The sequence below is a fragment of the Streptomyces sp. NPDC001270 genome (assembly GCF_042896695.1).
Classification (GTDB): domain Bacteria; phylum Actinomycetota; class Actinomycetes; order Streptomycetales; family Streptomycetaceae; genus Streptomyces.
Map to the genome: position 1 here is coordinate 51629 of NZ_JBIAXM010000034.1, position 26399 is coordinate 78027.

Below are 26399 nucleotides of genomic sequence, written 5' to 3' on the forward strand. Positions count from 1 at the left end.
ACCGCCGTTTCTACTCGGACAGGCAGTGGCGTTTCCGAAGGAACGGAAACACCATTGCCAACTGCCATGCCCGGAAGGATGGTCCAGGTCCGGTCGTCCGCGCGGTGCGGTTGACAAGCCTGCGGGCCGAGGGCCACACCATGCAGAAAGCGAGCGTCGAAATGGCAACACTGATCGTCAGTAATCAGCGGACCGAGGAAATGGTGGGTGACCTCGAACTACTGGACCCGGAATACCGGCTTTATGTGGGAAATCAGGCGCAGCGCATGGCCTGGTGCCTACGGGAAGGCGATGTACTTGTCCTTCCCGTACCCGTGCACGAGGAATACCTGCGTTATGTCACCGCCACTTTGGGAATTCCCCGTGACTCGGTGCGGGTACTGGTGCCGCCGACCGGCCGCCTGGGGGAAGGCGTGCTGTCCCAGGACCGGCTCACCGACGGGGGATTCATCGAGGCGCTGCGGGCGGCCGTACAGGCGCACGGCGTCGACGACGTCCTGCCCTTCCACTTCGACAGCTCACTGGCCGAACTCACCCGCACACTCGGCCTGGACAAGGTGACCCCCGGCTTCGGCTTCCTCGACCAGGGCGGCGGCCGGCTGCTGAACAGCAAGAGCACCTTCCGCGCCTTGGCCGGCGGGACCGGCGCGCCCGTCCCGCCCGGCGGAGTGTTCTCCGCCCAGAAGGAGGCGGCGGCGTTCCTCTGGGAGCGGCTGCTGTCCCAGGGCCAGCCCGCCATCCTCAAGCAGGACTTCCACGTCGCCGGATTCGGCAACGAGATCGTCAGCCCGTACGCCGGCATCGATCCGCTGGGAGCCCAGCGCGCCGTGGTCGCCGGAAGCCGTGCGGACCTCGGCGGCTATCTGACGGAGCGCTGGCCCTGGCTCACCGACGGCGGGCGCAACCAGGTGGTGATCGAGCAGTACCTACCGGAATCCGCCCCGATCTACGCCGAGGTGCGGATCGAAGAACACGGCGTTGAATTCACCGGGCACGGGGAGATGCGGATGAAGCCCGTGCTCAACGGACTCATCGTGCCCGCCCCGTCGGCGGAACTGCCCGCCTTCCCCGGCTTCCTGGAGGCGGTGCGGCGACTGTGCCGACCGATCCACGCGATGGGCTACCGCGGCATCGTCAGCATCGACGCGATCGTCACCCCCGACCGGAACATCCTCATCAACGAGTTCAACTGCCGCACCGGCGGCTCCACCCACATCCACCGGATCGGCGAACGCGTCGTCGGCGACGACTACTTCGAGCAGCGGGTCCTGGTCGAGCTGCGCCGCTGCACCTTCCCGCCGTTCGCCACCACCGTCCAGGCCCTCGCCGACCACGGCCTGGCCTACGACCCCGAATCCCGCACCGGCGTACTGATCACCGTGGACGACAACAGCGCCTCGGGCGGCTTCGGCGAGTACTGCGTGGTGGCACGCGACGCCGCGCACGCCCGGGAACTGGAGCAGGCCGTCGCGGAACTGCTCGCGCCCCTGAGCACGAAGAGCTGATGGTGTTGTCCGCCACCAAGAGTAGTTACCGGGGGCTGCTGACCCGTGAATTCCTGCTGTGGGCCGTGGTCTCACTGGCCAGCAAGGCACCGGTCGCCATGACACCGCTCGCCCTGGTGTTCCTCAGCCGGGAGAGTCCGGGAGGCTACACGCTGGGCGCGACCCTGGCGTCCGTGTACGTTCTGGGGGAGGTGGTCGGCGCCCCCCTCCTCGGCACCCGTCTGAGCCGCGGCCGGCTGCGGGGCCAACTGTCCGCCGGGCTGCTGGTGGGTGCGCTCGCCTTCGGCGCCCTGCCCGTCGCCCACTCGGCCCCGGCCCCCGTACTGCTCGTGCTCGCCTTCGTGGCGGGCGCCGCCCCGGCCGCCTGCCCCGGCGGCATCCGCTCCGTCCTGACCCGCATGGTGGCCGACGACATGGTGCCCCGCGCGCTGAGCGCCGAGGCCACCCTCACCCAGATCGTCTGGGCCGCGGCACCCGGCCTGGTGGTCCTCCTGGCCCTCCAGGTCCACCCCGGAGCCCCGTTGGTGCTGGGCGCGTTGCTCGCCGCCACCGCCTCGCTCCTGGTGTTCAGGCTCCCGGAACCACAGCACCGCGAACCCACCGAGCGTGCGGCGGCGACCACGACGCGCACCCTGCTGTCGGGCTGGCCCGTCTATCTCACCAGCGCGGCCGCCATGGCGATGCTGGCCACCGCGGAACTCGTGCTCCCGGCGCTTCTGGAGGACCGGCAGCTCTCCGTCAGCTGGTCGGGGCCGCTGCTCGCCGGCTTCGCACTGGCCAGCGCGGTCGGCGCGTTCTGCTACGGCCTGCGGACCTGGCCCGGCTCGGTACGGACCCAGAGCCTGGTGTTCCTCGCCGTCACCGCCACATGCGTCAGCCTGATCACGCTCCTGCCGGGCCTGCCGGGCATCGCCGTCGCCCTGCTCCTCGCGGGTGTCTTCCAGTCCGGCGTCATGGTCACCCGCAACCTCAGCCTCCGGGAACGTCTCCCCGAGCCCGCCCACGCCGCCGCGTACTCCGTCATGTACGCCGTCCAGGGTCTGGGCTACAGCCTGACCGCGACCCTGACCGCGGTGGCCCTGGACCTGGCGAGCCCGTCGGCCGCGATCCTCGGTGGTGTCACCATCACCCTCCTCATCACCGTCGTCAGCGCCATCGCCGAACGCGGCTCCGGGCACCCGCCCACCACCGCCGAGCCCCTCGCTCTTGCGGACGCGGACGACGGGCCCTGACAGCGGCGGCCCCGCGCACCGCCACAGTGCCTTCGCGAAGCGCCGGCTGTCGTCCTGGAAGCGGTCCGGTCACGCGGGCCCGGAACGGCCAGGCCATGACCGGACGAGTTTGTCTCGTCGCCGTGTCATTTCCTCGGTGGGGAGGTCAGCTCACGCGTTGTTCGGCCAGGTCCAGCCAGTGTTCCACCTCGGCCGGGGTGAAGTGCCTGATGGCCCAGTCGACCATGCGGAGACTCATGTGAGCCCATGCCGGCCGAAGGACGTCTTCGGGGAGGGAGTCGAGGACAGCGTCGAGACGTTGTGTCACGCCTGGGTCGGTTTCCTCCGCGTGGATACCGAAGCGCAGGGTGACGAGGTCGAATCGGCGATCGCCGCGGGCGGCACCGTCCCAGTCGACGACGCCGGTGACCGAGCCGTCGGTGGTGAGCATGTTGCCGGGCTGGAAGTCCGCATGCACGGCGTCCTGCCCGGCCGACTCGGGAGGGCAGTCGCTGCCGACGGCAGCGATCCAGCGTTCGAGTGCGGCACTGCGGCGGTCGTGTTGGCGCAAGGGCCCGTGCAGGCAGTAGCCGGACCCGTCCTGCCGCAGGTGAAGTGCCACCGTCGGAATGTCGGGGCGGTCGGCAAGCTGATCGGCCTGCATCTGGTTGAGTTCGAGCGCTTGGTCCAGGCCGCGGTGGTCGAGGTGGTCGATCTTCGTGCCCGGCAGGAGTTCTTGCACCATGACTACCGCGTGGCCGATTTGGGCGACCAACTCGGTGGCCGGGGCCGGATAACCCGCCAGCCGTAGCGCCTCCGCAACAGCGAGTGGTCCCGCTCGCATGCCTTCAGCCTGGCTGTGCGGCCGCCATTTCAGGACGGATCGGTGCTCGTCGGGCCAGCGCACATAGGCCGCGCCGACCTGGCCGCCTGGGCAGGGGCCGTCGAGAGTCAAACGCACACCGGTCTGCCTGTGCAGGGCGTCGATCATCCGGGCGGCGTCGAGCCGCTCAGCACGCGCCCAGCTCTGCTGTGGAGAAGTCACTGGAGCGATTGTCGCTGCCGGCCTCGCATCGGTCAGCCCAGTCGGAACACGTTCTCTGATTTCGTTCCCCTTTGCTGCCACGGCCACCTGCTCCCCGAAGGGGGTCAGCTTCGGCGCGGCCGCAGTGCGACCAGGGGTACGAGGCGGTTGATGATGCGATCGACCGCAGACTTCGAGATTCCGAACAGGGGGGGGCGAGCCGAGCATGGCCGCCGACATCACAGTCCGCCCCATTCGGTTGCCGCGTCGATGAGCCGGTCGCGGACTACGGTGAGGGCGGGGTTGGCTGGGGTACCGCGGCGGGTGGCAAGGTAGAGCGTGTTGAGCGGTGGGACTTCGGGGTGGTGGAGCTGCACGACGTCACCGGCTGCGAGGGCCGGTTCGGCGAGATAGCGCGGAAGCACGGAGATGCCGGCGCCGGCTGCCACCGCGGCCAGCACCGCGCGCAGGTCGGGGACGAGGATGGCGACAGGGTTGGTGGGGCGGTGGCCGAATTCGCTGCGCCAGTAGCGGCGCACGATGGGCAACTCCTCCGCATAGGCGACGAGCGGCAGCGCGGCCAGTGCGTCTGCCGGGGCGGTACGGAGTCTGTCCGCGTCGATGGTGCGGGCGGTGGCTGGTGCGCCGACGAGGAGGAACTCCTCATCCACAAGGGGGACGGCGAGAATGGCCCGGTGCTTGGGTCGGATCGCGGAGACGACGAGGTCGAGCCGGCCCTCGGCCAGCTCGCCGAGCAGGTCCTGGGCCAGGCCGAGCGTCATGTGCAGGGACAGGCCACGGCCACTGAGTGAGGCGAGCGCGGGCAGTACTCTGATGGTCATGGCCTCGGCCGCACCACCCATGCGTACCGTGCCACGCAGCGCAGGTTCGGCCTCTGTCGATCCGAGGACGTCCCGCAGTGCATCCAAGTGCAGGCTGACCCGCGCGGCGAGGGCGGCGGCACGTGGTGTGGGTGCGACGCCCTGACGCGAGCGGACGAACAGCAGCTCGCCGATCTGCTCTTCGAGTCGGGCGAGCTGTCCGGTGACGGCTGGCTGGGTCAGCCCCATCCGCTGGGCGGCAGCGGAGAGGGAACCGGCACGGTAGATCTCCATGAAGGTGGCCAGCAGATTCAGGCTCGGCACGCGGCCTTCCTTCCGTCAATGGCCCCGGCCGGCCCGGTCCGTGAGGCTTGGCAGCCCAGTGTACGAAGTCCGCCGTTCGATGGTGCTGTCGGCGGTCGCGAGGCGTGATCAAGAAATGGAGAAAGGGCGCCGGACCGTGCTCACCGCTCCCGAGGGTCGGCCGATGACGTGCACCGTGCCCAGGCGCAGGTCGGCGACGACGGCGCGGTCGCCATCGGGGGTGGTGCGGACAGTGATCGGCACCTGACCAACGGAAGCGGCGTACACGCGGATGGCGATGTGGTCGAGCCCTTGGTCGGGGATCGGGATGATCACAGGGGTTTTCTCCTGCGTGATGCGTACTCGGGACGCCGGGCAGTCGGCTGGGCCGAGGGCGGAGACTCCCTCCGGCCCGGCCGACGAGGGTGAGGTCAGGCGGCGAGGATCCTCAGGACGGTCTCGGCCGTGGCGACGCTCGACTGCGGGTTCTGGCCGGTGACGAGGTTGCCGTCGACGACGACGGTGTCGCTCCAGGCCGCGCCGGTCCGCAGCACCGCGCCCTTGTCCCGCAGGCGGGTCTCGACGAAGAAGGGCATGGTGTCTCCGAGTCCGCCCTGGCGCTCCTCCTCGTCGGTGAAGGACGTCAGGGCCCGACCGGCGAAGGTGAAAGTGCCGTCTTCCTTGCCGGCACTGAACAGGCCGGCGACGCCGTGGCACAGCGCGGCCACGATCCTCGCCTGCGCGTCGGCCTCGTTCAGCAGACGGCCGAGGTCGGCGTCCTGAACGAGGTCGGTCATCGGCGCGTGGCCGCCCGGGATGTAGATCGCGTCGTAGTCGCTGATGCTGACGTCGGAAAGCGCGAGCGGCTGGGCAAGCTCCCCGGCGATCTCATCGAGGTAGGACTGGTACTTCCTGGCGTCGTCCTTGGAGACACCACCCTGCTCGCTGAGGCTGAGGGCGTCGACGGTGGGGCGGACGCCGCCGGGAGTGGCGATGTCCACCTGAGCGCCGGCTTCCTTCAGGACCTTGTGCGAGGCGGCGACTTCCTCCGCCCAGTAACCGGTGGGGTGGGTGGAACCGTCGGCCAGCTTCAGGCTGGTGGCGGCGGAGACGACCATCAAGATCTTCGACATGGGTATGCCTGGCCTTGTCTGTAGTGAATCGGGGGATCACGCGTTCCGCCGCATATCGGGCGGCCGTGGGAACAACCCCAGAATCCATCAGCGATCATCCCCGAGTCATCCCGCTTCCATAAGATTTCTTATGACCTGTCGGCAGACCGGCCCCGGGACAGGAATACGGCGGACACGACTGGCGCTGCTGCGCTGAGGCCGTGGTGAGGCCGACCGGGAAGGGGCAGGGATCGGGAAGTCGCCGGTGTGCGGCTGCAACGACGGCATCGCAGTGGCGTTCCTGGCCGCAGCCCGGCAAGCGGAATGCGGTGCCCTCGAAGGAGAAGACCGTCCCGGCACCGACGAAGGACCCGGAGGGGTCTCAGCGACGCGTACCGATCCGCCCAGGCGCTGCTCCCGGCCCACAGCCGCGCCGGACCGCACTCAGCCCCGCTGTGGGCCGGCTGTTCCGGATCCGTTCAGTTGGCTTCGTCGAGCAGGTGCTGGAAGGCTTCCTGGACGCGCAGTGCCTTCTGGAGGTCCTTGACGGTGGCGTCGGGGATGGTGCGCAGATACGAGCAGGCCGTGACCTGGTGGGCGACGATGTGGTCTTTGATGTTGGGGTCGCTGATGCCTGGGTAGTCCTCGGTGTGTTGCAGGATGGCGTCGAAGACGTCGGGGACCTGGGCGGCGAAGTCGTCGATGTAGGCGTCCCAGTCGCCGTCGAAGTTCGTGGCGAACATCAGGCGGGTGTCGTCGTCGAAGAGGACCCATCGGGCGTCGTGCAGTGTGCCGATGCGGGTGCTTATTTCTTTGCGGTGTTCCTCGAAGCCGGGCTGCAGGAAGATGTCGCGGATCAGTTTCCCCTCTCCGGGCTTGACGTCGAAGAAGAGGGTGAACTCGTTGGTCCGGCCGGACTTGAGACCGGGGCGGCGTGGGTTTTCGACGTTGGTGGTCATCTCGGTTGCCTTTCCGGGGAGGCGGGCCGGCGGTCCGTCTCAGGTGTCGAGGTGGGTGATCCACGTCAGGGCGCGGATGCCAGGCAGGAAGAGGTATTCGCCTCCCTTGGTGGTGGCGAAGCGGGGCAGTTGCTTCAGGCGGCGGCGGACAGGGTGCCGGGGGATGGTGAAAGTGCCGGTCCCGTCGTTGTTGCCGATGACGGGGTCTTTCTCGGTGCCCAGGCCGACGAAGTCGCCGTCGTTGGCCCACTGGGTTTTGAGGAACTCGAACTGCCGGACGAGATCGGCGCCCATGAAGATGAACACGATGCCGCGTTCGGCGCCGTCGTCTTCAAGCTGTCCTTCGGGGAGCATGGGGCCGTAAGTGGTGCCTCGGCGCAGGGCACGGTGAAGGCGCACGTCCACGATCGTGTCGGTGAGGGAGTCTCGGGGGTTCATGCGCCGGATGTGGGCGCCGACGGGGCAGCGCAGACCGGCCGGGTCCTGTTCGCGGTAGGTGAAGTCGTTGGCGCGGGTGGGGTCTGCGGCCAGGTCGGGGTCGTCTTGGTCGGGGGCGAGGACCAGAGGTGCTCCGCTGCGCCAGCGTCCGACCATCTTGGCCGCCAGGAGTTCTTCTTCCTCGGGCGAGGCGGCGTTGTCCTTGAGGTAGCGGCGGAAGCCGGCCACGTTCAGGTGCAGCTTGCGGAACGCCACGTAGCTGCCGTTGCGTCCCAGGATGTCGGGCTGGGGCACGGGGGTGAGGCGCCCGAGCTGGTTTCCGTAGCCGAGGACGAACTCGCCGGACTTGATGGTGGGGCCGAACCCGGGCAGGTAGCCGTAGTGATCACGGCCGGCCTGGAGGATGCCGGCCACCCCGGCGCCCTCGATGTCCGGCTCGCCGATGCCGTCGACGAAACCCAGATGGGTCCGCCGGGTCGGCAGCTGGGACGCTTCCAGCCGGTGGATCATCTGCACCCCCGGCAGGTCGTGCAGGGCGGTGCGTCCCGTTTCCAGCAGCGCCTCCAGCGCGGCGGCGTCGGGGGCGAAGACGGACACGGCGAGGTGGACATCACGGCTGCCCAGGGGGGCGTCCCAGTGCTCGGGGCTGCTCTCGCCCGTATCGCCGAGCCGTTCGGCGCGGGCGGCCATTCCCTCACGGAAGGCTTCGGGGAAGGTGTCCAGCGATGCCTGAGGCACTCCCACGGCCCGCAGCCCGGAGTGGCTCAGGGCGACACTCAGCCAGGCGCGGCTCGGCGGGTCCCACCAGCGGGCCGCCGAGGCCACGTGCGGCAGCAGGCGTCCCAGCATCCGGCGTCCGTCCGCCGCATCGTCGACGCGCAGCAGGAAGTACACCCCGGTGTACGGGGAGGGGCGCTGCCGAAGCAGGGTGCCCTGGATGTCGTCCAGCTCCAGCACCTGCGCCTGGTCCGTACTTTCTGCCATCGCGATCCTGTCTCCGTGCGGTCGGCTGAACCGAGACCCGGGCAGCGCCCCGCTCGGGTCTCTCTCAGTGAGGGGAAACGGCGGTCTTCAGCGGCAGCACTTCGTCCGCGGTGCGCGGCTCAGTGCGTTGCTGGTTGTTCAGGCGGTGGCGCAGCAGCGAGGAGCGTCGGTAGACCTCCTTGCGGGCCCGCATGATGCTGCCCAGCGGCCGGTGGGCGGCGGTCACCCGCCACGGCGTGAAGGACAGGGCGTCCATCCGCCGGAGGTTCTCCTCCCCGGAGATGTCCTGCTGGGGGAATCGGAGCCTGGCCACGGTGACGTAGGGCGACAGTTGCTCGGGCCACTCGACCGTGAGGTCCTCGACCGGCATCCGTTCCAGGTCGGTACAGAGCTGGACCTGGAGGTCGAAGGCGTAGGGCCGCTCACGCAGTTCCCTCACCAGGGCGGGCCGGAAGACCTCGGCCGCGGAGGTGACGTCCATCCGGCGCTCGGCCACGGTGGCGGCGCAAGCGGGGTCCGGGGCGAAGCGCACCTTGGCGATGCAGTCGCCGTGGCGGACCGCTCCCATCGTGGTGTAGGTCGACAGCAGCACGTTCACCAGGGGCCGCTGCGAGACGATGAGGAAGGTCAGGAACTCCTCCCACGCCCACTCCTGCGGCGCCAGGGTTCCCTTTCCGGTGAGGTAGTCGCGGAAGAAGCGGTGCCGGCCGCGTTTGCCTTCGGCGAAGTAGGCGGCGGCCTCCAAGAACAGCTCCTGGATGAACAGATAGTGCCGCACCGTGTTGCAGAAGAAGACCGGCGCGTTGATCGTGTTGTAGTCGAACGTCCGGCTGTCGCTCTCGTCCTCCAGCAGCTTCGGGCCGCCGACGTCGAAGATCTTCAGTGCCAGACCTGTCGCACGGCCCAGGCTCGCGTCCGCCCCGGCATGGGGGGAACCGTTGGAGAAGCGCACCAGTGCATCGTGTCTGCCAGGGGTGGCGTAGACACCCTGGGCGTACTCCTCGGGCAGACCATCGAGGATCTCCACCTCGCCCCGGACCAGGCCGTAGCCCTTCGCGTGCGCGTCACGGACCGCTTGGCCGGTGCCTTCGGCCGTCACCGAGTCGGTGATGTACTGCTCCATCCGCGCGATCACGGTCTGCACGTTCGTATCGAAATCGGGTTCGGCGATCTCCACGTCGGGGCTGTACGGGATGAACTGCGGCGACATCACCCTCCACCGCCTCTATGTCTCAGTGGAATCCCCGCCCGGGCGCACGACAGTGGCCGCGCAGCCCGCGGGGGCAGCTCCCGGGCGCGCAAGCCGGCTGAGAAGTGTCCCGCCCTGATCCGCTGATTCGCTTACGTGCAGGAAGACCAGCGCTCAGCTGAGCTGAACCTTCTTTTACCACCACCGTAGGCAGTCCGGTGCCTTGACGCGCGCTGAAACCGGTCAGCTGCGTCTTGGTACCGACGGCTCACCCGTTCGACGCCGAAAACCGCGCTACGGAGCCGGCACCCCGTGACGATGGGCGGAGGGGATGTGCACAGCGCACATCCTGGTCAGCACAGCCGCAGACTCCGGCGAACGTGCGTCCTGGACTTGCGCGGTTCCCGGCCAACGGAGGTCGTCGTGGGACATGCCGTCGGTGACGTGCTGGGTCTGGCGGCCGGTGTCGCTGTCAGCCCGCTTCCCATCGTGGCGATCATCCTCATCCTGGCCACACCGCGTGGACGCCTGGGCGGCCCGCTCTTCGCTCTCGGCTGGCTCCTGGGACTTGCGCTGCTGGGCGCGATCATGCTCGCGGTCGGCAGCACGGGCGGCACCTCCACCACAAAGCACCCGGCCACCTGGGTGGGAGCCCTCAAACTCGCCCTCGGTCTGCTGCTGACTCTCTTTGGCACCCGGCAATGGCGTCGACGTCCCAGAGATCCCTCCCAGGCACAGCTGCCGAAGTGGATGGCGACGTTGGACCGCTTCACGCCCGTCAAGATCCTGGGACTGGGGCTGCTGCTCTCAGCGGCCAATCTCAAGAACGCGCCGTTGACCATCGCCGCGGGCACCTCGATCAGCGCTGCCGGACTCCCCGTGCCCCAGCAGATCGGAACGCTCGCGGTCTTCGTCGTCATCGCTTCTCTCGGGGTACTCGCGCCGCTCGTCGTCTACCTGGTCATGGGCGAACGGGCCAAGACCATCCTCGGCAACTGGCGGGACTGGGCGGCACAGCACAACGTCGCCGTCATGGCCGTCCTGTTCTTCGTCCTCGGCCTGAAACTGCTCGGGGACGGCATCAGCATCCTTGCCTGACGACCCCCTGTCGCCCCCGGTCACCAAGCAAGAGCCGTCACCATGCGCGGCGGAGGAAGTACGCCGACACGCGACGGCTGTCGTCGGGACGCCGCCATGCAACGGGAGGCTCCACTGGAGCCCGCGCCGCAAGCAGTGGAGCCCATCGACGTCACCGGACGCCGCAGTTCCTGGGCGGCGGCTCCCAGACCCTTGATGGTCAGGTTCCGCAGCGTCTCACCGGCCTTGGTGGTGCTGCCGTTCTCGGCGAGGCTGTGCTTGCGCATGTCGGAGAGCGCGCCGATGTACGAGGCGGTGCGGAGCTGCTTCCGCTTACCGACTCGCCGCCCCGTGTCCGGCAACGGCGCACATTGTTCCGTTGGACTCGCCGATGCGATACACGAGCCCATCGTTCACCCCATCGGTGCAGGTATCGGCCGCGAGTGATTCAGCCGAGCCGGTAGAACGCAACCGCAGCAGCGCCCGGACTGGGCTGATCGGCGGCATCTCTACACCCGCAACCAGATCGTCATATCGATTGATTTTATATCTTTTCCTCCTGTCCATGCCTTTTGTCTGTGCCTTGCCTTGGCCAACTATGGCGACATCGATGGGAGAAACATGCGTGTCGTGGTGACCGGGGGTGCGGGATTCGTCGGGTCGCATCTGTGCGAAACCCTGCTGAGCAGGGGGGATGACGTGGTCTGCGTCGACAACCTGTCCACCGGACGATCCGAGAACATCGCCGCGCTGCGCGACCAGCGGGGCTTCACGTTCCTGCGTGCGGACGTGAGCGACGGTTTCGACGTGCTGGGGCCGGTGGACGCCGTCGCCCACCTCGCCAGCCCGGCCTCTCCGGCGGACTACCACACATTCCCGCTGCAGACCCTGGCCGTGGGCAGCCGCGGCACCGAGCACGCCCTGGTCCTCGCCCGTCGGCACGACGCACGCTTCGTACTGGCCTCGACCAGCGAGGTGTACGGCGATCCACGGGTCCACCCGCAGCCCGAGGAGTACTGGGGACACGTCAATCCCGTCGGGCCGCGCAGCGTGTACGACGAGGCCAAACGCTACGCCGAAGCCCTCACTGCCGCGTATGCCCGGCACTCAGGCGTGAACACCGGGATCGTCCGCATCTTCAACACCTACGGTCCGCGCCTGCGCCCCCATGACGGCCGGGTCGTCTCAAGCTTCATCCGGCAGGCCCTGGCCGGCGAGGCTCTGACCATCTACGGCGACGGGCTGCAGACCCGCAGCTTCTGCTTCGTCGACGACCTGGTCCGCGGCATCGTGGCGATGCTGGACTCCCGTGAGCCGGGACCGGTCAACCTGGGCAATCCCGATGAACGCACCGTCGCGGAACTGGCCGAACTCGTCCTGCGCAGCACCGGATCCCGCTCGCCCGTCCGGAGTCTTCCGCTGCCCACGGACGACCCCGTGCGCCGCTGCCCGGTCATCGTCCGGGCCCTCGAACGGCTGGCGTGGAAACCCGAGATCGACCTGGAAGAAGGTTTGCGGGTCACGGTGTCCTGGTTCCGCTCCTGCGCAGTGGAGCCGGCCGCGGCAACCGGTCAGGCGCGGTGACACCGACCGTACCGTCGCGAAGGAAACCGGTGCCATGACACCCCCCGTATCCGTATCTCCTGAAACTGTTGATCACGTCGACAGTGCGCCGTCCTCAGCCCCGGACCTGGCGGAGCTCAATCACGACTTGTGGAGACTGTCGGCCGGGCAAGTAGCCGATATCACCGATGATGGGCCCCTGTTCTTCGGCCGCCGCCCCGTACGCCGGGTGTCTCCCACCACCTTCCGGCCCGCGCTGAAGCCGTCAGATCAACGCCTGGTCGTTCTCCTGGCCACCGGCTGGGGCCTGTACACGATCTTCTTCTGGCAGTGGTGGCTCCAGCCGCAGCATCGCACGTCGCTGACCGCGCTGGCCGTCAACAGCGGGCTGCTGGTCTACTTGACCCTGCTGCCCCTGGCATTCATCATCGCGGTCCTGCGGCTGCGCCGTGTCAACCCCGATCTGCCCGCGCCTCGGCTGTCCGTGGCGTTCGTAGTGACCAAGGCGCCCTCCGAGCCCTGGCCGGTGGCCCGCAGGACGTTGACCGCGATGCTCGCCCAGCGGTTTCCGCATCCCTACGACGTGTGGCTGTGCGATGAGAACCCGACCCCGGAGGTCGAGGCATGGTGTCGCGCGCACGGCGTACGTGTGTCCTGCCGAAACGGCGTCGAGGGCTACCACCGCTCGACCTGGCCGCGCCGTACCCGGTGCAAGGAAGGCAACCTGGCCTGGTTCTACGACCGTCACGGCTACGACAACTACGACGTGGTCGCCCAGCTCGACTGCGATCACGTGCCCGAGACGACGTATCTGGCGGAAGTCGTGCGGCCCTTCGCAGACCCGGCGATCGGATACGTGGCCGCCCCGAGCGTCTGCGACGCCAACGCGAACGCGTCCTGGGCGGCCCGCGGCAGGCTGCACCGGGAAGGGGTCTTCCACGGCCCCTTCCAGCTCGGCCACAACGACGGCCTGGCCCCTTCCTGCATCGGGTCCCACTACGCCGTACGCACCGCCGCGCTGCGGGACATCGGCGGCATCGGCCCCGAACTGGCCGAGGACTTCTCCACCACCTTCCTGCTCAACTCCGCCGGCTGGGCCGGTGCCTTCGCCATCGAGGCGGAGGCACACGGTGACGGGCCCGTCACCTTTTCCGCGATGATCACACAGGAGTTCCAGTGGTCGCGCAGCCTGGTGACGTTGCTGCTGGGCCTCTTCCCCCGCCACGCGTCCCGGCTTCCCTGGAAGCTGCGGTTGCGCTTCGCCTTCGCCTTCAGTTACTACCCGCTGCTCGGTCTGTCGAGCGCGGCGGCCCTGATTCTGGCACCGGTCGCCGCCGTGACCGGGGTGCCGTGGGTGCGGGTGAACTACTTCTCCTTCCTGCTCCATTGCTGGTCGATGACCGTGTGGCTGATGGCACTGACCTGCCTCCTGCGCCGCCGAAACCTCCTGCGTCCCCGCAGGGCGCCCCTGGTCAGCTGGGAGAGCTGGTTGTTCGCCCTGGCACGCTGGCCCTTCGTCGTCTGTGGAACGCTGTCGGCGATCTGGGTCAGACTCCGGCCGCGCAGCCTGACCTTCAAGGTCACACCCAAGGCACGCCAGCCCGTCGCTCCCCTGCCCCTGCGCCACGTCCTGCCGTACATGATCATTGCGGCGGGTCTCGGCAGCTCCGCCCTCATCGGCGAAATCAACGGTCCCGCATTCGGCTGTGTCCTCCTGTGCCTGCTCGGCGCCGTCACGTACACCGTGGTGGCCTGCTGGGTCTGCCTGCTGCACGCCGCGGAGACCGCCGACGCCGCGAACACCCGTCGGTGGCAGGCGCTGGCCACCGTGCGCGCGCCGCTCGCGCTGGTCGCCCTGACCACCACCCCACTGGTCCTCACTGTGCTGATCCTCCCCGAGTACCTGGCGGGCCTGCTCACCTGAGTGGCTCACCCGGCGCGGATCGCCGACCGGCAAGGGTGTCCGGGCGACGCCGCGCACCTCTCGTTCCGTCCTCCTTCATCCCGCCCTCGATGCCCAACGGAGGTGTCCTTCCATGTCCCAGCCGCGGACGATCCTGGTGACCGGAGGTGCCGGATTCATCGGCAGCCATACCTGCGCAGAGCTCCTCTCGCACGGCCACGACGTGGTCGTCGTCGACAACCACGAAAACAGCGTCCCTGAGGCGCTCCACCGCGTCGAGTCGGTGGCCGGCCGCCCCCTGACCGCCGCCTACGTCCTGGACGTCCGCGACCGCGAAGCCCTGTCCGGCGTCTTCGCCTCCCACCCCGTCGACGCGGTGATTCACTTCGCCGGCCGCAAGGCGGTGGCGGAGTCCGTGCGGATGCCCGTGGAGTACTACGACACCAACGTCGGCGGCACCACCGCGCTGCTGGAGGTGATGAGTGAACACCACGTGCACCGGCTGGTGTTCTCCTCCTCTTGCTCCCTGTACGGCGCCACCGCCCGTATGCCACTGGCCGAGGACGACCCGGTGGCACCCGTCAACCCCTACGCACGCTCGAAGTGGATGTGCGAGCAGATCCTCACCGACGTGTGCGCCCACCGACCCGAGTTCACCGTGCACGCGTTGCGCTACTTCAACCCCGTCGGCGCCCACCCGTCCGGGCTTCTGGGAGAGGACCCGCTCGGCGTGCCGGACAACCTCATGCCTTACGTCGCCCAGGTCGCCGCGGGCCTGCGCGAGCACGTCACGGTCTTCGGTGACGACTGGCCCACCCCGGACAGAACGGGCGTGCGCGACTACATCCACGTCATGGACGTGGCCGAAGGACACCGGATCGCGCTGGAGCGTCCCGCACCGCCGGGACCGCACGTTCTCAACCTGGGGAGCGGACAGGGCACTTCGGTGCTCCAGCTGATCGAGGCATACCAACAGGCCTCCGGCCGGTCCGTGCCGTACCGCATCGGCCCCCGGCGTCCGGGTGACGTGCCGGAGCTGGTCGCCGACGGGTCCGCCGCGGCCGGCATCTGGGGCTGGCGCCCGGTCCGTGACCTCGCCCGGATGTGTCAGGACTCCTGGCGATTCCAGGTCGACAACCCGCACGGCTACCGAACCCCCCGAGTCCCCGGTCCCGCCGTCGCCGAGCCCCTGGCCACCACCGGGCCGACCCGCCTGCACGCCACTCCCGGGAGCAACAGATGAAACTGACCGTCATCGGCACCGGTTACCTCGGTGCCGTGCACGCCGCCTGCATGGCCGAAATCGGGCACGAGGTCCTTGGCGTCGACGTCGACGCGGCCAAGATCACCGCCCTCGCGGCGGGCCGGACGCCGTTCTTCGAACCCGGCCTTCAGGAACTCCTCAGCCGCGGCATCGACTCGGGCCGGCTGCGCTTCACCACCTCCCTGCGGGAAGCAGCCCGCTTCGGCGGCCTGCATTTCCTGTGTGTCGGCACACCGCAGCGCCCCGACGGACTCGGCGCCGACCTACGACACGTCGACGCGGTCGTCGACGGTCTGGCTCCGCACCTGCCACCCGGCGCGCTGATCGTCGGCAAGTCGACCGTGCCCGTGGGCACCGCCGAACGGCTCACCGCCCGGCTGCGGGCAGCCGGAGCGCCGGAGGTCCAGCTCGCCTGGAACCCGGAGTTCCTTCGCGAGGGCCATGCCGTCATGGACACGCTGCGACCCGACCGACTGGTCTTCGGCACCGGCTCCCGCTGCGCCGAGAAAGTCCTGCGTGAGGTGTACGCCCCGCTGATCCGCTCCGGAGTGCCCTACGTCGCGACCGACCCGGCCACCGCGGAACTGGTGAAGATGGCGGCGAACTCGTTCCTCGCCACGAAGATCTCCTTCATCAACGCGATGGCGGAGGTGTGCGACGCGGCGGGCGCCGACGTCACGGTCCTCGCCCATGCGTTGGGATACGACGATCGCATCGGCCGGTCCTTCCTGAACGCCGGGCTGGGCTTCGGCGGGGGCTGTCTGCCCAAGGACATCCGGGCCTTCCGCGCCCGGGCCGCCGAACTCGGAGTGGGCTCGGTGGTCGCCTTTCTGTCCGAGATCGACGAGATCAACCACCGGCAGCGCCGCCGCACGGTGGAGCTCACCGCCCGCCTGGCGGGCGGCAGCCTGCCCGGCCGGCGCATCGCCGTACTCGGCGCGGCCTTCAAACCCGACAGCGACGACGTCCGGGACTCTCCGGCCCTCGCGGTGGCCGCACAGTTGCACCGAGAGAGAGCCGTGGTCCGCGTCCACGACCCGGAGGCCCTGGAGAACGCGCGCGAGGCGTGCCCGCAGCTGGAGTACGTCTCACGCGTCGCCAAGGCGTGCGAGGGCGCCGACGTGGTCCTGCACCTGACGGACTGGGCCGAGTACCGTGCCCTCGCCCCGGACACCCTCACCCCGCTGGTCCGCCGGCCGTGCCTGCTCGACGCCCGCAACAGCCTGGACGCCGACTTCTGGATTCGCGCCGGCTGGCAGTACGCGGCACTGGGCCGGCTCGGCGCCCTGCCTCACCTGCCGTCGGACGCCTCGGCAGCCACCTGAGGCTGAACGGCGCCCGCCACGGGCAGCGGGCCGAGCCGGTGGCCCAGCACATCGACGGGCCCGGGATCGACACCGAACCGGGCCCGCAGATCGACGGGCTGCCGTGCCGCAGGGCACGTCGGGGTCAGCTGCTTGGCCGCCTGAAGAGAACGGACAGCCGATCCGCCCTCGAAGCACGGGTCACCCGCGACCCCGACGGTCCGGGCCGCGACAGTCTCCTGGCCCGTGACAGCCCACCAGCCACCGGGCGAGGAGTAGTAGACGCCCCGCCATTCCACAGCGCGCGGGGCGTTCGGCGCGAAGTAGTGATTGCCCTGGAACACCACCTCGCGCAGGATCCCGGAGGCCACCACCAGCGGGGCCCCGTCGGTGACGAACTGGTTGTTCCAGAAGGCCACCGACCTCGGTCCCGGAGTGATCACGACGGCCGGGGTGCGCAGGGAGCCGTTGAGCGCCGCCACCACCGTGTTGTGCAGGACGTGCGCGTCGCGCACATAGCCGCCGACGTAGAAGCCTCCGTACGGGGCGAGCCTTCGGGCGTCGCGGGAGCTGACGTTGAAGCGCATCACGTTCCCGCGGGACGGTCGCCCAGCGTCGGAGGAGTAGAGCAGGAAGCCGGCTCCGTCGTTCTCGTAGGACAGGTTGTACTGGACCACTGAATCACTCGTGCCGAGGTCGAGCCCGAAGCCGTCGCCGTCGGCATTGCTGTTCGAGTGGTTGCGGTACGACACGTTGTGCTCGATGACGAGTTTCCTGGAGCCGTACGCCCACAGGCCCTCCGGCCCCTCCTTGGCCGCGGCCGAGGAACGGGCCCCGTTGTCGTGCGTCGAGGAGTTGCGGACCTCGCCCCCGTCCACCGAGCCGAAGATGACGCCGCTGCCCGTGTTGCGGTCGTCGATGTGCGGATCGCCCGCGTTGTGGTGTGCCTCCAACCCGTCCACGACGACATCCGCGTGTGCGTAGCTCTCCTGCGACCCGGCCGTCGCCGGTGCCAGCCGGTAGGTGATCAGGCCGGCGTCCCGGTTGTCGTGCACGACGCTGTGCGTGACGCGTACGTCTCGGAACCCCCAGCGCTGCGCACCCAGTTGGACGCCGTGCCGGAAGCCGGACACATCCACCCCCGACACCACGACGTGTGCCAACCGCCCGGGACTCGGCAGGTCGTTGTAGAAGCTGATGCCGCCGTCCTGGAGCGTACTGGCGGAGCCGCCCCGCACGATCAGGTCACGCACCTCCACGCCTGCGGTGTCCATGACCTCGATGGCCGGCCCCTTGGCCGACACGATGGTCGCCCGTCCACGGCCGTACGAACCCACGATCACGGGTTGCCGGGGCCGGCCGGCCTCGCCCCGGTCCAGCCGCAGCGACCCCTCGAACCGGGCCCCGCCGCGCAGCAGCAGCCGGTCACCGGGCCGGTAGCGGATCTGATCAGCCTGGTGGAGAGTGCGCCACGCCGAACCGGGACTCGTTCCGTCCGCGCTGTCGTTTCCCTGGTCGCTGACGTAGTAAGTACGGGCGCCCGTGGAGCCGGGCAGGGCCCCGGGCGAACGGTGAGGCTCGGGCGGACGGTAAGGCTCGGGCAGCATCCCACAAGCCGACACCAGGCTCAGTGCGAGCACCGCTGCCAGGGTCGACCCGCGATACCAGCGCTGTCCCCGCGCCTCCGACACCAGCTCCATCTGGCACACCCTTCATCCCACTGCCTGCCCCCAGTGATCGCCTCGTGGTGCGGCCACTGTGACTTGCGGCCTACTGCACACCACCGACCTCTCCCGACCGCGTGCAACAGTCGGTCACGCTCCCCACGACCGCCTGAATGGGCCTTAAGTCACACCGCGGCAGCAGGTGTGAGGGAGCGGTGGTCTTCGGGGTGGGATTTTCGTCAACGGCCCTGGCGCACTTTCGTCGGCCGTCGACGAGGTCCTGGTGGTACGGCGCGACGCTCACGCCCTGTACCGCAACCACCAGACCAGCCCAGGGCGTCGGGCGGGACGACCGGGCGGCCACCCTTACCCCGGCCGTGGAACAAGCCCGCCCCTGCACCCCGGAGGAGGCCGCCCGGTTCTGGGCCGTCCAACGCCGGCTGCCTGCGGCGATGCCGCAGTACCGCGACGGCCTCATCACGATCACCGGGCCGGCAGGCCCGCTGCTGCCCGCCCAACAGCCGCGCCGGCTCCGCACACTCGCGCCCGCAACCGCGCCGCCCCTGCCCGCCTTGGCCATGTCCACGAGAACGACGCGGTTGTCCACCGCTACGGGAGTCACGCCGTGCGGCCGATGAGCTTTCCCGGCCGGTCGGACGGGCGGATCAGCGCAGTCCGGCGAAGAGATCGTTCTCGGGTACGGCCGCGCCGGTGGCGTCCTGGACACGTACGAAGGTCTCCATGCCCATGAACTCGCCGAACTTCTCCTTGCCCATCTTGAGGAAGAAGATGTTCTCGCCCTGACTGGCGTGCGCGGCCAACGCGTCGAACTTCTGACCGCTGAACGCGGTGGTGTCCACCCACGTGGTGATCTCATCGTCCGGGAGGCCGATCTCGGCCATCGCGGCGGCCTCCGCAGGATCCGGCTCCGGCATGTCCTCGTGAAACTCCCGCATGACCTCGCCGAACCGCTGCATCATCGAGCGGGGCATCGTGGTCCAGTACACCTTCGGCCTCAGCGCGGTCATCTCCAGCGCCGCCATCGTGATGCGGTGGGCCTGGATGTGGTCGGGGTGGCCGTAGAAGCCGTTCTCGTCGTAGGTGACGACCACATCAGGACGGTAGTGCCGCATGAGTTCCGCGAGCCGGGCCGCGCCTTCCTCCACGGGGGTCTGCCAGAAGGATCCGGGGGCGTCGTTGCCCGGCCAGCCCGCCATCCCGGAGTCGGCATAGCCCAGCATCTCCAGATCGCTGATCTTCAGGACGTCACAGCTCGCCTCAAGTTCCTGACGGCGCATCAAGGCGACCGCCGCCGGATCGTGCCCGGGGTCGCCCGGCTTGACACCCCCCGGTCCGTCGCCGCAACCGCCGTCGGTACACGTCACGAGAACCGTGCGGATGCCTTCCGCCGCGTACCGCGCGAGAATCCCGCCGGTTCCGGTGGCCTCATCGTCGGGGTGGGCGTGTACCGCCATGAGCGTCAAAGGCCGGTCAGTCATGAAACAGTCCTCCTGCGGAAATACGTCTTGGTCCGAGTGCGCGGCGGGCATACCGCGATCCCGGGGGCCCGGACCCTGGCGGCGCAGACGACCTCGTGGTGCCCGTGTCCCCCGCCCGTGCGGCGCCGGCCCCCCGATCGATACAACCGTGCCGACCGGACCCACTGTTCCCGGCACAGCCCCTTGGCCTTCCAGACATCGGCGTCTCGACACGAACAAGGTACAGGCACGACCTCCGTGCCTCAGCACCCCACCGGATCCGGCTTCCCTCCGACACCAACCGTGAAATTCGGACACGGAATCCGAGACCCCACAGCTGATGCAGGCCCGCAATTGGAGTGTCTCGTTCCGCTGTGGCGACCCGGGCTTTCCCGACTGTCTCATTGTGCGGACACGGCATTTCTCTCTGACGGCCTTCCCCTTTGCGGGCCGCCGCCGTTGCCCATCGGGGCATCCGCGCTTGCAAGGTCGACAGGTACCCCACGGCGTGGGGGAGGGCAGCGTCTGCACCGGCCATGAACTTGGTGCGCAGGACCACCGGAACCTCAGGAATTCAAACACTTGCACTATTATTGCCGCGCGGCACTGCGGGATCCACCACGCCGCTCGCGTCGGCCGGCCCCCGCGCACAGTCCGGCGGCGAGCAACACCGATGCGTGCCCGCCCGCCTTGGGCGGGGGGGGCACATCGCAGGCGGACCCGAAACATGCAGACCTGCATCGGCCGTCGGACAATGGCGTGAGGCATCGGAAGACGGCCTCCATACACAGGGTGGCGTTTTCGCTACGTGGAGCCACACCCCCTGTTGCGTGGTGCGGGCGGCACCGGCAGCGGGCCCGTCACGCACATGTGGAGGTGCCGAGGTGGCCGAGGGCAATTCGTTCAGGATCGACCGGCGCGGAGAGGTTACGGCCGTCCGGGGCGCCGTGAGAGATCTCGTCGACGCTGTCGGGCAACCGGCCGCCGACGCGATCAGGCTGCTGTTGGACGCAAGCGAGACCGCCGGCTGGCCAGTCATCCAGTTCGACGCCTGGCGTAACGACGAGGAGACCGAGATCTCGGTGATCGGCACAGCGACCAGTCCTGGCGCCGCCCGAGCGCAAAGTGCCTTCGTGCCCTCGACGTTCGACAAGGCCGCTGCGGGACTTGAGTTGTACGACACCGAGTTGAGGATTCTGCGCAGCAACCCCGCCGCACTGGCCATCCGTGACGCCGAACCTGGTGACGTTCTCGATCGCGGCGCGGACGAACTCGATTCGACGCTCCCGCTGAGCCCCCTGCTCATCGAGGTGATGGATCCCGATCGGGCTGCCGGCACGCACCCGGTCGTCAAGCGCAATGTCCAGAAAGGATCGCACGTCTACTCCGTACTGGCGCTACCGCTGTTGGACGGCACCACGGTGATCGGCGCAGCAACGATCATTCACGATGTCACCGAGAGCGAACGTTCCCGCAAGGCCCACAAGTTGCTCGCCGCAACCCACGAGAGGGTGGGAACGACGCTCGGGGTCATGCGAACGGCCCAGGAGCTGGCCGCCGTTGTCGTGGAGGACTTCGCTGACGTCGCCCTGGTGGATCTGGTGGAGGCGGTCTTCCAGGGTGATGAGGCCCCGTTCCCACCGTTGCGAAGCTCAACCCCGCTGCGCAGAGCGGCGTTCGAAACGGCGACGGGGTTCACCAGCCTGTACGAGGTGGGCGAGCCGAGCCGCTTCGTCTTTCCCACGCCCTACACCCAGGTCCTCAGCGACCTGAAACCACGCCTGGTCGACCCCCAGGGCAGCCCGTCGGACTGGCACATGCATGACTCCGCCCGTGCGGGGATCCTGCGTCAGTCCGGCGTGCACTCGATGATCCTGACTCCTATCGTGCAGCACGGCCACGTCCTGGGGTTGTTCAGCCTCTACCGAAACCGGCGGAACACCACACGGTTCGACCAGCGCGACCTGGCCCTTGCCGAGCAGGTCACCGCTCGGGGGGCCATCAACATCGAGAACGCCCGCAGATACGTCCGCGAGCGCACGACGGCAACGACGCTCCAGCGGCAACTGCTACCCCACGACATCGCCCAGGTGCCTGCCATGAGCACGGCCCATTTCTGGAAGCCCGGCGGCCAGAGAACTCACTGGTTCGACGTGATCGCCCTGTCCGGCGCCCGCGCAGGCCTGGCCATTGGGCAGATTCCGCAGCACGGGCTACGCGCGTCGGTGAATATGGGCCGCTTCCAGACAGCTTTCGCCACACTGGCCAGGATGGACCTCGCACCGGACGAACTCCTGGCCCATCTGGACGACATCACGCACGAGATGCAGCAGGACGACCCGCAGGCCGACGAGGCGGACCCTGAAGCGGACGGCACCCGCTGCCTCTACGCCATCTACGACTCCATCACCGGGCAGTGCGCAATCGCCTCCGCCCACTGGCCCGCGCCTTTGGTGACCACCCCCGACGGCGCCACCCGCCCCCTGGACATGCCCGTGGGCCCGGCCCTCGGCCAACACTCCAGTTACGAGACCGTGCGCGCCACGCTGGCACCGCGAACACTCCTGACCTTCTACTCCGTCTCCATGCTTCATACAGCCCGTGGCGACGACCCCTTCGCCCAGCTACGACGCGCCGCCGGCCAGTCGGCAGGCGACGCGCAAGCGGCTTGCGACAACATCGTCTACGCCCTGATGGGCGACCCCTCCCGCCGCCGCAGGGGCGGCGCCGTCCTGACCGCCGTCGTCAGCCGCCTCGCCGACAGCAACCACGTGTCCTGGACGGCCCCCCGAGACCACGCGGCAGTCGCGGATTGCCGGGCGCGGGCCCGCGAGCAGTTGGAATCCTGGGGCCTGGACGACCTGGTGTTCGCCACCGAGGTCGTCGTCAGCGAACTGGTGACGAACGTCCTCACCCACGCCCGGGGCAACCCACGGATCCGCATGATCCGGGACGACCGGCTCACCGTGGAGGTCTCCGACGACTCCAGCACCTCCCCGCACCTCCGGCACGCCCGGGCCCAGGACGAGAGCGGCAGAGGGCTGCTCATCGCCGCGGCCCTGGCCCGCCGGTGGGGTACCCGCCACGGCGACGAGGGCAAGACCATCTGGACCGAGCAGGATCTCACCCCGTCGGAGGACCTGTGATCTGCTGCGACCTGGCACAGCATCCGCATGATGGTCTCCGGCCGCCGAGTCGCACGACCGTGCCCGCTCCCGCGACGGATCCGCCGGACCCGAGGTGGAGTACGACATGTGCGGCGGCAAGGCGGGCTTCTCATGGGTTCCTTCCAGGGCGTCCACTCCAGTGCTGGACCAGTCGACGTTGACACCTCAAGGCGGGGCTGTACCTTCTGGTTGGAATACGTCCTCAGCGCTGGTTGTGCGGACACGGGCGGCGCCGCACCTGACGCCGAGCACGGGGAGGGGGCTGGGGGACCCCGTTGCGTGAGCGTTCACGGGAACGTTCACGGACAGCTCGTGAATTGGTCGGAAGTCTTGCTTCGCCCCAGACGAATGTCAAGACATGCGAGTCGATCCGGCGTCGGACTGCTAACGCCGAACCGGCGAGCCAAAGTTCGGCGCGGGCCGCCAAGTCCCACGGGGCAGTGGAACGGCGCCGGTCAGCAGCCGTCCGACGTGTTCCACGGTGAGTGAGCCGATGCGACGAGTGTCGAGCGCCGGTTCGAGAGCGGGGGTTCCACGAGCGCGCCGAGCTGCTGCCCGTCGAAGCCGATCACCCCGAGATCGGCGGGCACTTCGCGCCCGAGCCGGCGGGCCTCGCGCAGCGCGCTGCGCAGGACAAGCCGCTTCACCGGGGGACACGAGGGGAACTGCAACGACCGGCCACCATCCGGCCTACTGCCGGAAATTACGGCGAAGCACTATGGCGAGTTGCCGCTCCTCTTGACAGGCACACAGCACCTGGTGCTATCTGTTGCTCTGCGTTTGATCGCGTGCGCTTACCCCCTCTCTCACGGTGGATGTTGAGTGCACTTGGTGCGGTCGGACGCAACTGGACGACAGTGAGCCGGGCGGGCTCCGGGCCGTTCCGCAGACCCGTACGCCGCGTCCCCTCCGCCGGGACGGCGGGCGCGGGGAGCGTGGTGCGCCGAGCCGACGCCCCTTGCTTCTCCGCGCTCCGTACCCCTGGCGCCGCCACCCCACCCTCTCGCGCCGTCAGGGCGCTGCGATGAAGGACACCACCGATGAGGAAACCGATCCGGGGCGCGCTCGCCGCATTCACCGGAGCGCTACTGCTCGCCACCGGCATCACCGTGGCCGACGGACCGGCCGCACAGGCCGAGAGCAGCACCGCGTCAGCCAAACCCCTGCTGGGCTGGAGCAGTTGGAGCTTCATCCGGCGTACCCCGACCGCGCAGAACATCGAGGCACAGGCGAAGGCCCTGAAAGACAGCGGCCTGGCGAAGGAGGGCTTCGTCTACGCCAACGTCGACGACTTCTGGTACCACTGCCCGGGATCCCAGGGCCCGGACGTCGACCAGTACGGCCGCTGGGTCACCGACGAGACCGCCTTCCCGCCTCACGGCAGCGAGAACGGCATCCAGGCCGTCGCGGATTACGTGCACTCCCTCGGCCTGAAGTTCGGCCTGTACGTCACGCCTGGCATCTCCAAGCAGGCCGTCGCCCAGAACACCGCGATCAAGGGCACTCCGTACCACGCCGACGACATCGCCACGACCACCGCCGAGGCGAACTACAACTGCGGCGGCATGGTCGGCATCGACTACAGCAAGCCTGGCGCGCAGGACTTCGTCAACTCCTGGGCAGACCAGTTCGCCGGCTGGGGCATCGACTACCTGAAGATCGACGGCGTCGGCACCCCCGACATCGGCGACGTCCGCGCCTGGTCGCAGGCCCTGAAGCAGACCGGGCGCCCGATCCACTTCCAGCTGTCCAACAACCTGGACATCAAGAACGCGGCCGCCTGGCAGCAGCTCTCCGACGGCTGGCGGACCGGCGGCGACATCGAGTGCTACTGCGGGCCCAACGGCAGCAGCTACCCCTTGACCACCTGGTCCTCCATCACCTCCCGCTTCGACCAGGTCGCGGCCTGGGCCCCGTACGGCGGGCCCGCCGGCTACAACGACTACGACTCGCTGGAGATCGGCAACGGCACCGACAACGGGCTCACGCTCGACGAGCGCAAGACCCAGATGAGCCTCTGGTCCCTCGCCGCCTCCCCGCTGATGCTCGGAACCGACCTGACCCACCTGGACCCGACCGACCTTGCCCTGCTGAAGAACACCGACGTCCTCGGCGTCGACCAGGACGGCATCGACGCGCGGCGGATCGCGGACGACACCAACAGCCAGGTGTTCGCCAAGACCGAGCAGAACGGCGATGCGGTCGTCGGCCTGTTCAACACCGGCTCGGCGCCGCGCGAGGTGGCGACCACCGCGAAAGCACTCGGGCTGCCCTCCTCTCGCGACTACGCGCTGACCGACCTGTGGTCCCACGGCACCACCGAGTCGAGCGGCCGGATCGCGGCCGACGTCCCGGCGCACGGCGTGGCGCTCTTCCGCGTCCACCCGACCCACCAGGTGGTCCGCGACGCCGCCCCGTCCGTGACGCTGGCCCTGAACTGGGCGCCTGCCGAGAGCGACAGCACGACCCGTACGGTCACCGCGGTGCTCTCCGACAACGGCTCGCGTCCGGTCACGAACGCCACCCTGGCCCTGACCGGCCCGGACGGCGCGACCATCAGCACGAAGTCACCGACGAGTGCGCGCACCCTCAAGCCGGGCGGCACCCTGCGGGCCACGTACACCGTCGCCCTCAAACCGTCCGATGAACTGTTCGCCACCAGTGACTTCCGCGGGACCGGCTCGTACCGCTTCGGCCCGGCCAGGACGCCCCTGTCGGTCGGCGACACGATCACCGTCAACCACCAGGTCGGGGCGCCGTACAAGACGTTCGCCTCCACCACGGCGAGCTTCAGCCAGTCCGGCACGCGGCTCGGCATCCGGGCGCAGGGCGCCGACCTCTACACCCCCGTCGACGAATACGGCACGATCTACCTGCCTGGAGCCGAGCACGACGGCTCCACGACAACGGTGAAGATCGACTCCCAGGAGGACACGAACGTCTGGGCGAAGGCCGGGATCATGGTCCGCAACGACATCACCAAGGCCGGCGCCTCGCCGGGCTACCTGGCTCTGGTGGAAACCCCCGGCAACGGCTATCTCCTCGACTGGGACAGCGATGGCGACGGGCAGCTGGATTCCCAGTACTCCACCGGCACCGCGACCTACCCGTCGTGGCTGAAGCTGGTCCGCAAGGGCACCACGTACAGCGGCTACTACTCCACCGACAACTCCACCTGGAATCTCGTCGGCACCATCACCCTCCCCACCGCTGCCCCCACCCAGGACGTGGGCCTGACCGCGACGTCGCACGCTGCGGGCACGACGGGTGAAACGGACTTCGACTCTTTCACCACCAGCTGATCCTCGCTTCTCTCCCCCGGCGTGGGGGGGCCCCCCCCGCGGGGGGCCGCCGGGCCGGCCCAGCGGGGGCGCCCCCGGCCGGGGGGGGTTCGGGTGCACCGCGCCCAAAACTCCGCCCCCCCGGGCGCACC

The 26399-nt window shown here is 69.0% G+C and carries 20 protein-coding genes; 9 read left to right on the forward strand and 11 right to left on the reverse strand.

Going from position 1 to position 26399, the window contains the following annotated elements; translation table 11 throughout:
• The first annotated feature begins 140 nt into the window (after positions 1 to 140).
• Both ACFY2B_RS37680 and ACFY2B_RS37685 read left to right on the forward strand, forming a co-directional pair.
• Positions 141 to 1505, forward strand: coding sequence for a peptide ligase PGM1-related protein (locus ACFY2B_RS37680; RefSeq protein WP_390767556.1), 1365 nt, complete (start codon positions 141 to 143; stop codon positions 1503 to 1505).
• Positions 1505 to 2737 carry an MFS transporter gene (locus ACFY2B_RS37685; protein ID WP_390767557.1) on the forward strand — a complete coding sequence of 411 codons (1233 nt, stop codon included), beginning with the start codon at positions 1505 to 1507 and terminating at the stop codon, positions 2735 to 2737. The genes ACFY2B_RS37680 and ACFY2B_RS37685 overlap by 1 nt, the downstream gene beginning before the upstream one ends.
• Before the next feature lie 145 nt (positions 2738 to 2882).
• Here ACFY2B_RS37685 and ACFY2B_RS37690 read toward each other — a convergent pair whose 3' ends face one another.
• From ACFY2B_RS37690 to ACFY2B_RS37720, 7 genes are all read right to left on the reverse strand, one after another.
• Positions 2883 to 3707, reverse strand: coding sequence for a phosphotransferase (locus ACFY2B_RS37690; RefSeq protein WP_390767558.1), 825 nt, complete (start codon positions 3705 to 3707; stop codon positions 2883 to 2885).
• A gap of 272 nt (positions 3708 to 3979) precedes the next feature.
• Positions 3980 to 4885: a LysR family transcriptional regulator gene (locus ACFY2B_RS37695; RefSeq protein ID WP_390767559.1), complete on the reverse strand. Its 906-nt coding sequence runs from the start codon at positions 4883 to 4885 to the stop codon at positions 3980 to 3982.
• Positions 4886 to 4993: 108 nt separating this feature from the next.
• Positions 4994 to 5200 (reverse strand): hypothetical protein, encoded by a 207-nt coding sequence (locus tag ACFY2B_RS37700; protein WP_390767560.1) that lies wholly within the window; start codon positions 5198 to 5200, stop codon positions 4994 to 4996.
• A 95-nt stretch (positions 5201 to 5295) separates the two neighbouring features.
• Complete coding sequence (locus tag ACFY2B_RS37705) at positions 5296 to 5997, reverse strand: type 1 glutamine amidotransferase domain-containing protein (protein ID WP_390767561.1); 702 nt, start codon at positions 5995 to 5997, stop codon at positions 5296 to 5298.
• A 458-nt stretch (positions 5998 to 6455) separates the two neighbouring features.
• Entirely contained in the window at positions 6456 to 6935 is a 480-nt protein-coding gene (locus ACFY2B_RS37710) for a hypothetical protein (RefSeq protein ID WP_390767562.1), read from the reverse strand.
• 39 nt (positions 6936 to 6974) lie between these two features.
• Positions 6975 to 8357, reverse strand: a complete 1383-nt coding sequence (locus ACFY2B_RS37715) for a Dyp-type peroxidase (RefSeq protein ID WP_390767563.1) — start codon at positions 8355 to 8357, stop codon at positions 6975 to 6977.
• A gap of 64 nt (positions 8358 to 8421) precedes the next feature.
• Positions 8422 to 9567, reverse strand: coding sequence for a catalase family protein (locus ACFY2B_RS37720; protein ID WP_390767564.1), 1146 nt, complete (start codon positions 9565 to 9567; stop codon positions 8422 to 8424).
• 402 nt (positions 9568 to 9969) lie between these two features.
• Between ACFY2B_RS37720 and ACFY2B_RS37725 the strand changes: the two genes are divergently transcribed.
• Complete coding sequence (locus ACFY2B_RS37725) at positions 9970 to 10644, forward strand: GAP family protein (RefSeq protein WP_390767565.1); 675 nt, start codon at positions 9970 to 9972, stop codon at positions 10642 to 10644.
• 20 nt (positions 10645 to 10664) lie between these two features.
• Here the strand turns inward: ACFY2B_RS37725 and ACFY2B_RS37730 are convergent, their stop codons facing one another.
• The gene (locus ACFY2B_RS37730; protein WP_390767566.1) at positions 10665 to 10985 is read right to left on the reverse strand and encodes a hypothetical protein; all 321 of its coding nucleotides are present in this window, start codon (positions 10983 to 10985) and stop codon (positions 10665 to 10667) included.
• A gap of 259 nt (positions 10986 to 11244) precedes the next feature.
• Between ACFY2B_RS37730 and ACFY2B_RS37735 the strand changes: the two genes are divergently transcribed.
• From ACFY2B_RS37735 to ACFY2B_RS37750, 4 genes are all read left to right on the forward strand, one after another.
• Positions 11245 to 12207, forward strand: coding sequence for a UDP-glucuronic acid decarboxylase family protein (locus ACFY2B_RS37735; protein WP_390767567.1), 963 nt, complete (start codon positions 11245 to 11247; stop codon positions 12205 to 12207).
• A 34-nt stretch (positions 12208 to 12241) separates the two neighbouring features.
• The gene (locus tag ACFY2B_RS37740; protein WP_390767568.1) at positions 12242 to 14110 is read left to right on the forward strand and encodes a glycosyltransferase family 2 protein; all 1869 of its coding nucleotides are present in this window, start codon (positions 12242 to 12244) and stop codon (positions 14108 to 14110) included.
• A gap of 112 nt (positions 14111 to 14222) precedes the next feature.
• Positions 14223 to 15332, forward strand: coding sequence for a UDP-glucose 4-epimerase GalE (gene galE / locus ACFY2B_RS37745; RefSeq protein WP_390767569.1), 1110 nt, complete (start codon positions 14223 to 14225; stop codon positions 15330 to 15332).
• Positions 15329 to 16678: a UDP-glucose dehydrogenase family protein gene (locus tag ACFY2B_RS37750; protein ID WP_390767570.1), complete on the forward strand. Its 1350-nt coding sequence runs from the start codon at positions 15329 to 15331 to the stop codon at positions 16676 to 16678. The genes galE and ACFY2B_RS37750 overlap by 4 nt, the downstream gene beginning before the upstream one ends.
• Here the strand turns inward: ACFY2B_RS37750 and ACFY2B_RS37755 are convergent.
• Positions 16645 to 18357, reverse strand: a complete 1713-nt coding sequence (locus ACFY2B_RS37755) for a right-handed parallel beta-helix repeat-containing protein (protein WP_390767571.1) — start codon at positions 18355 to 18357, stop codon at positions 16645 to 16647. The genes ACFY2B_RS37750 and ACFY2B_RS37755 overlap by 34 nt on opposite strands.
• A 629-nt stretch (positions 18358 to 18986) precedes the next feature.
• Positions 18987 to 19820, reverse strand: coding sequence for a PIG-L family deacetylase (locus ACFY2B_RS37760; RefSeq protein WP_390767572.1), 834 nt, complete (start codon positions 19818 to 19820; stop codon positions 18987 to 18989).
• Positions 19821 to 20683: 863 nt separating this feature from the next.
• Here ACFY2B_RS37760 and ACFY2B_RS37765 point away from each other — a divergent pair.
• Positions 20684 to 22945 (forward strand): SpoIIE family protein phosphatase, encoded by a 2262-nt coding sequence (locus ACFY2B_RS37765; RefSeq protein WP_390767573.1) that lies wholly within the window; start codon positions 20684 to 20686, stop codon positions 22943 to 22945.
• Positions 22946 to 23421: 476 nt separating this feature from the next.
• Here the strand turns inward: ACFY2B_RS37765 and ACFY2B_RS37770 are convergent, their stop codons facing one another.
• Positions 23422 to 23613 (reverse strand): substrate-binding domain-containing protein, encoded by a 192-nt coding sequence (locus tag ACFY2B_RS37770; protein WP_390767574.1) that lies wholly within the window; start codon positions 23611 to 23613, stop codon positions 23422 to 23424.
• A 393-nt stretch (positions 23614 to 24006) separates the two neighbouring features.
• Here ACFY2B_RS37770 and ACFY2B_RS37775 point away from each other — a divergent pair, with 393 nt between their 5' ends.
• Positions 24007 to 26268: an NEW3 domain-containing protein gene (locus ACFY2B_RS37775; RefSeq protein WP_390767575.1), complete on the forward strand. Its 2262-nt coding sequence runs from the start codon at positions 24007 to 24009 to the stop codon at positions 26266 to 26268.
• The last annotated feature ends 131 nt before the right edge of the window (positions 26269 to 26399 follow it).

Coding starts and splice junctions, on each gene's coding strand:
- ACFY2B_RS37715 (WP_390767563.1), bottom strand. CDS start 8,357: ATGGCAGAAAGTACGGACCAGGCGCAGGTGCTGGAGCTGGACGACATC.
- ACFY2B_RS37685 (WP_390767557.1), top strand. CDS start 1,505: ATGGTGTTGTCCGCCACCAAGAGTAGTTACCGGGGGCTGCTGACCCGT.
- ACFY2B_RS37710 (WP_390767562.1), bottom strand. CDS start 6,935: ATGACCACCAACGTCGAAAACCCACGCCGCCCCGGTCTCAAGTCCGGC.
- ACFY2B_RS37755 (WP_390767571.1), bottom strand. CDS start 18,357: ATGGAGCTGGTGTCGGAGGCGCGGGGACAGCGCTGGTATCGCGGGTCG.
- galE (WP_390767569.1), top strand. CDS start 14,223: ATGTCCCAGCCGCGGACGATCCTGGTGACCGGAGGTGCCGGATTCATC.
- ACFY2B_RS37720 (WP_390767564.1), bottom strand. CDS start 9,567: ATGTCGCCGCAGTTCATCCCGTACAGCCCCGACGTGGAGATCGCCGAA.
- ACFY2B_RS37750 (WP_390767570.1), top strand. CDS start 15,329: ATGAAACTGACCGTCATCGGCACCGGTTACCTCGGTGCCGTGCACGCC.
- ACFY2B_RS37740 (WP_390767568.1), top strand. CDS start 12,242: ATGACACCCCCCGTATCCGTATCTCCTGAAACTGTTGATCACGTCGAC.
- ACFY2B_RS37760 (WP_390767572.1), bottom strand. CDS start 19,820: ATGACTGACCGGCCTTTGACGCTCATGGCGGTACACGCCCACCCCGAC.
- ACFY2B_RS37690 (WP_390767558.1), bottom strand. CDS start 3,707: ATGATCGACGCCCTGCACAGGCAGACCGGTGTGCGTTTGACTCTCGAC.
- ACFY2B_RS37680 (WP_390767556.1), top strand. CDS start 141: ATGCAGAAAGCGAGCGTCGAAATGGCAACACTGATCGTCAGTAATCAG.
- ACFY2B_RS37735 (WP_390767567.1), top strand. CDS start 11,245: ATGCGTGTCGTGGTGACCGGGGGTGCGGGATTCGTCGGGTCGCATCTG.
- ACFY2B_RS37705 (WP_390767561.1), bottom strand. CDS start 5,997: ATGTCGAAGATCTTGATGGTCGTCTCCGCCGCCACCAGCCTGAAGCTG.
- ACFY2B_RS37775 (WP_390767575.1), top strand. CDS start 24,007: ATGAGGAAACCGATCCGGGGCGCGCTCGCCGCATTCACCGGAGCGCTA.